The sequence below is a fragment of the Streptomyces sp. NPDC002130 genome (genome assembly GCF_040296465.1).
In the GTDB taxonomy this organism is placed as follows: Bacteria; Actinomycetota; Actinomycetes; order Streptomycetales; family Streptomycetaceae; genus Streptomyces.
This window is the reverse complement of sequence record NZ_JBEOXI010000623.1, coordinates 1-2,016: the sequence shown is the minus strand read 5'-3', so window position 1 is coordinate 2,016 and position 2,016 is coordinate 1. Positions and strand designations below refer to the sequence as shown.

The window sequence follows — 2,016 nt, the reverse complement described above, 5'->3', positions numbered from 1 at the left end:
GACGCCGCGCTCCTGCGCGAAGAGCGGCGCGTTGACGTAGGAGACCGTCTCGTCGACGACGTCCTCGAAGACACCCTTGAGCGCGGACAGCTCCATGTCCGAGCGCGGTCTCATCCCCAGGAGATCGATCAGTGCGTCGGCGTGAGCCTCTTGTTCCGGAGTCGGTGACCACCGGGGCATCACCTCGGTGGTGTTGGTGAGGCCGGTGATCACGACGTTGCGGACGGTGATCGGAATTCCGATCGTGTGACGCGGGTTCACGTGCCCGATGTCCATCCGCAGTTCCCTCATGTCGACGCGGCCCAGCTTGTGTCCGAGGACGTAGACGGAACCGCGAGTCGGGTGGGCGGTTGCTCCGAGCAGGCTCAGGAGGGTGCTCTTGCCTGCGCCGTTCGCGCCGAGGAGGACCCAGTGTTGTCCGGGTTCGATCGAAATGTTGATGTCTTTCAACAAGTATCGGCCGTCGCGGACGAGATCCACGTGTTCGGTCGACAGAACTGTGCCGGTGGGGTGTTGCACGAGAACTAACCTCTCTTAGGCGTCGAGCACACGCAGTCGTCGTAGGACGGTGTCGATGTTTGCTCGAGTTGCCGCTACCGCGGCTTCTGGGTCGGCGTCTTGAAGGGCCTCGACCAACTGATCATGGGCATGTGAGGTGTCGGGGACGCCGGCCTCGTGGGCCATCATCTCGACGAGGGATTCACGAAGGAGCGGACGCACCGACGTGAAAAGCGAGAGCAGAACTGCGTTTCCTGACAGTCGAACGACTTCGGTGTGGAAGTCGAGGTCGACGTCGACGAACTTCTCGACATCACCCTCGAAATGACTGTGTCGCATGGTCAGTCGACGCCGCAGGCCGTCGAGGTCCTCGGGTTGTACCCGCTCCGCGGCCAGTCTGGCGGCCTCGATCTCGAGTGCGCGACGGACTTCGAAGACCTCGAGGATCCTCGAGCGTCGAAGAAGTTTGGTGAATTCGTCGACGTGCTCGAGTTCGGACGCGGCAGCCACGAAGGTTCCGACGCCGTGTCGGACTTCGAGTAGTCCGTCGCGAGCGAGGAGGCGGATTGCCTCGCGAATCGAGGAACGCCCGACGCCGAGTTCGACGGCGAGGGCCGCCTCGCTCGGTATGCGCTCGGACGGCGCCCACGTTCCATGCATGATTCGCCCGCGCAGCAACTGTTCGAGTTGCGGTACCAGCGGACCACTGCGAAGTGTGAATCCTGTGTGGTCGTCGGACACGGCTTGCCTCTCGGGTGGGTACCGAAAGAGTAACAACTCATCAGACGTCTGAGGACTCGGGTGGCCGGTGTGTCGCCGTAGTGTTCACGCGGTCGAAGCGTGTCAGTTGCGGGTGACGCCGAGGAGCAGTGCGATCAGGTCGAGGGCAGTCTCGATCTCGGCCTTTTCTCGGCCGAGCAGGGGGGCGTAGAGGTGTACGTCGCAGATGCGAACGAGGGCTTCGCCCAGCACTTGCGGCGAGAGCGTGATCGTCAGCTGGCCGGCGTCGACCTGGGATTGCAGGATTTCTGCGGTGATGGAGGCGGAGATCGATTCGATGGAGCCGGGCATCATCGCGAGTTTGATGAACACCATCGGTTCGCGTTTGGTCAGCGCGCGCAGTTCTGTCGACGATTCCACCGATCGCATGACGCGGCCGAAGACGTCGAGAATGTACTCCGGACCTTGCCCCGACGCCTGTGACATCGCCTTTCGGTATGTCCGTTCGGTGGCCTCGGCCAGCACTGTTCCGAGCAGCTCGTCGCGGTTGCCGACCCAGCGGTACAGCGTCGCGCGGCCTACGCCGAGACGTTCGGCGAGCAGTGACATGTCGAGTGGTTCCTCCGCGAGGTACATGCTCGCGGCGGTGTCGATCGCGCGTCGGCGTTCGAGGTCGGTAGGCATCGGGACATTCTCTCCGGTTGTCCGGTACTGCACAATTTCGGCCGTTGAAAAATGGTGAGCCTCGGGGGATCGAGCCTATTGACGAACCTGGCCACGTGAGACACACTAGCTCAT

3 protein-coding genes are annotated in these 2,016 nt (G+C 62.7%); all 3 read right to left on the bottom strand.

What is annotated here, in order from left to right; translation table 11 throughout:
- The coding region (locus tag ABT116_RS43645; protein WP_351646349.1) for an ATP-binding cassette domain-containing protein at positions 1-519 on the bottom strand (519 nt) is incomplete at its 3' end.
- 15 nt (positions 520-534) lie between these two features.
- A complete protein-coding gene (locus ABT116_RS43640) occupies positions 535-1,239 on the bottom strand; it encodes a FadR/GntR family transcriptional regulator (RefSeq protein WP_003943086.1) in 705 nt (234 codons plus the stop codon).
- Positions 1,240-1,341: 102 nt separating this feature from the next.
- Positions 1,342-1,902 carry a TetR/AcrR family transcriptional regulator gene (locus tag ABT116_RS43635; RefSeq protein WP_003943195.1) on the bottom strand — a complete coding sequence of 187 codons (561 nt, stop codon included), beginning with the start codon at positions 1,900-1,902 and terminating at the stop codon, positions 1,342-1,344.
- Positions 1,903-2,016 lie beyond the last annotated feature (114 nt).

What these genes read in the sequence shown, in the direction of transcription:
- ABT116_RS43635 (WP_003943195.1), bottom strand. Translation starts at nt 1,902, where the DNA reads ATGCCTACCGACCTCGAACGCCGACGCGCGATCGACACCGCCGCGAGC.